The following is a 2,506-nucleotide window of genomic DNA, read 5'->3' as shown; positions in this document are numbered from 1 at the left end:
CAAAAGTCCCATGTGGATCACTCCGTTGCCCCCGCCGCTCACCGCTTTGGAGGAAGGTTCACATGGCTCAGTTCTCAGTGAAAATTATGCCCTTAAACGGCTCAGTTCTGGGTGAGAAACAACAGTGATCTTTTTCGGGGCGCTCATGGGTCTGTCCTTCCTGGTATGGATTGCGAACGTGGTCTTGATTTGTTACCTGCATTTAGGCGTGGGTGAAAAGCCGCGCAAGAAGGCATGTTTTTCCAACCAGGTCAGATGGATGTGACCTATGGCCGGAGGGTTCGTGATGAAGGGCATCGGGGGACTTCTTCCGCCCGGCGGGGTGGATTTCACCCAGCCCTGCGTGGTGCGCGACGTGCTCGACCGGGTGGGCGACCGCTGGAGCCTGCTGGTCCTCGCGCATCTGGGCGAAGAGCCGATGCGGTTCAACATGCTGCATCGTGCCATCGGGGATGTCTCTAAACAGGTGCTGTCGCGCACCTTGCGGCGGCTGGAGGAAGACGGTTTCGTCACCCGCACCGTGCATCCGGCCACGCCGCCGCGCGTGGAATATGCACTGAGCGCGATGGGGCAATCCTTCCTCAGCCCATTGCGCGTGCTGATGGACTGGGCTGACGATCATCACCATGCCATCGTCACCGCCCGCGATAGCTTTGGTGTGGCGCAATCCGGTGACAGCGCAGAATGACGCCCGCCCCGACAGGCACCATATGGAAGGTCGCGTCAGTCGCGGTGCTGGGATCGTTCCTCGCGCAGATCGACGCGACCATGCTGGCCACCGCCCTGCCGGTGCTGGCCGCGGATATGGGCGCGGATCTGGCTGCGATCCAATGGGTGGTGACGGGCTATCTGCTCGCGATGGTGCTGATGCTGCCGGTCGCGGGTGTGCTGGTCGAGCGGATCGGGGCGCGCAATCTCTATCTGGCGTGCTATGCCGGGTTCGGGATCTCGGCGGCGCTGTGCGGGCTGGCCTGGTCGGCGGGGTCGCTGATCGCGCTCAGGGTGCTGCACGGGATGGTCGGCGGGCTGATGGCGCCGCTGGCGCAGATGATGATCGCCAGGGTGGCGGGCGCAGGGATGGGCCGCATTGCAGGCTTTGCCGCCATACCGATCCTGATGGGCCCGGTGCTGGGCCCGGTGCTGGCGGGCTTTGTGCTGACCTGGCTGGATTGGCGCTGGCTCTTTGCGTTTACGGCGGGTTTTGCGACGGTGGGCTTTGCGCTGGCCTGGTTTTTCCTGCCGGACGAGGCCGGGCAATCGCGTGAGGCCGCAAAGCCGGTGGACTGGACCGGCCTTGTGCTGCTGTCGCCCGCACTGGTGCTGCTGCTGTCGTCGCTGACCCGTATCGCCACGCCTGAAGGGGCGGTGGGACTGGCTGTGGCAGTCGTGCTGCTGGCGCTGTTCGTGCAGCACCTGCGCAGGAAGGGCAGTGCTGCGCTGATTGACCCGGCCCTGTTGCGGCTGCCGGTGTTGCGGGGGGCGGCGATGGTGCAGTTCTTGACGGTCGGCGTCACCATGGCCTGCCAGATCCTCTTGCCGGTTTTCCTGCAGACCGGCCTTGGCCGCCCGGTGGCAGAGGCCGGGATGCTGATCGCGCCGCTGGGCCTTGGCCTGTTGATCGCCTGGCCGCTGATGGGTGGCCTCGTCGAGCGGTTCGGGCCCCGCCGGGTTGCGCGCTCCGGCACTGCGGCCGCGCTGCTGGCGATTGGGCTGCTGATCGGGATTGCAGGTGGCGTGGCGGGCCAGATCCTGCTGCCGGTGGCGTTGCTTTTGCTGGGGATCGGCCAGGGTGCGACCGGCCTTGCTGCCATGACTGCGGGCTATGGTGCGGTGCCGAAAGCGGCACTGGCCAGTGCGGCCACGATCCTTAATATCGCGCAGCGACTGGGCGGGCCGGTCCTTGCGACGCTCTGCGGCACGCTGCTCGGCTGGCTGTTGCAAGGCATGGGTGAGGGCGAGCCGCATCCCGAAGCCTTTGTGATCACATTTGGCCTGGTCGCCGCCGCGCTGGCCGCCTGCATGCTGGCTGCACGGGAGCTGCCGGATCGGTAAGGGGCGGCGACACCCCCATTGTCAGGCTGCGAAATCCCTGCGCGCGCCGCGGATCGCGTCATGGTTCTCATCGGCCCAGGTGACCAGCGCCTTCATCGGCACCAGCAGTGACCGCCCCAGATCGGTCAGCACATATTCGACGCGCGGCGGCACTTCGGCATAGATGGTGCGGGTCACGAAACCATCCTCTTCCAGCCGTCGCAGCGTGCGCGACAGCACCTGTTTCGAGATATCCGCAATCTCGCGGCCCAGTTCGTTGAAGCGCAGGACACGCCCGTCCAGCGCCTCCAGCACCAGCAGCGTCCATTGATCGCCGACCCGGTCCAGCAGGCTTTGTTGCGCTATTCGGCTTGGGGGCGCAGATACCCCTTTCCCGGTTATCTTCAGCGCATGCGGACGGTCTCGGGCGTTCCGAGTGATGTGAAGCGGTTCATGAGTGCGATGCGGATCTGAA

At 65.4% G+C, this 2,506-nt stretch carries 3 protein-coding genes; 2 read left to right on the top strand and 1 reads right to left on the bottom strand.

Annotation, left to right across the window (positions count from 1 at the left end):
- Positions 1-268 precede the first annotated feature (268 nt).
- A complete protein-coding gene (locus HOY34_RS21720) occupies positions 269-688 on the top strand; it encodes a winged helix-turn-helix transcriptional regulator (RefSeq protein ID WP_253944599.1) in 420 nt (139 codons plus the stop codon).
- Entirely contained in the window at positions 685-2,052 is a 1,368-nt protein-coding gene (locus HOY34_RS21715; RefSeq protein ID WP_172366746.1) for an MFS transporter, read from the top strand. Before HOY34_RS21720 ends, HOY34_RS21715 begins: the two co-directional genes overlap by 4 nt.
- A 21-nt stretch (positions 2,053-2,073) precedes the next feature.
- Here HOY34_RS21715 and HOY34_RS21710 read toward each other — a convergent pair whose 3' ends face one another.
- Positions 2,074-2,346 carry a winged helix-turn-helix transcriptional regulator gene (locus HOY34_RS21710; RefSeq protein ID WP_366927004.1) on the bottom strand — a complete coding sequence of 91 codons (273 nt, stop codon included), beginning with the start codon at positions 2,344-2,346 and terminating at the stop codon, positions 2,074-2,076.
- Positions 2,347-2,506 lie beyond the last annotated feature (160 nt).

Source organism: Pseudogemmobacter hezensis (assembly GCF_013155295.1).
In the GTDB taxonomy this organism is placed as follows: Bacteria; Pseudomonadota; Alphaproteobacteria; order Rhodobacterales; family Rhodobacteraceae; genus Pseudogemmobacter; species Pseudogemmobacter hezensis.
The sequence above is the reverse complement of the archived record's forward strand: the minus strand, read 5'-3'. Positions and strand labels throughout refer to the sequence as shown.

Coding starts and splice junctions, on each gene's coding strand:
- HOY34_RS21720 (WP_253944599.1), top strand. CDS start 269: ATGGCCGGAGGGTTCGTGATGAAGGGCATCGGGGGACTTCTTCCGCCC.
- HOY34_RS21715 (WP_172366746.1), top strand. CDS start 685: ATGACGCCCGCCCCGACAGGCACCATATGGAAGGTCGCGTCAGTCGCG.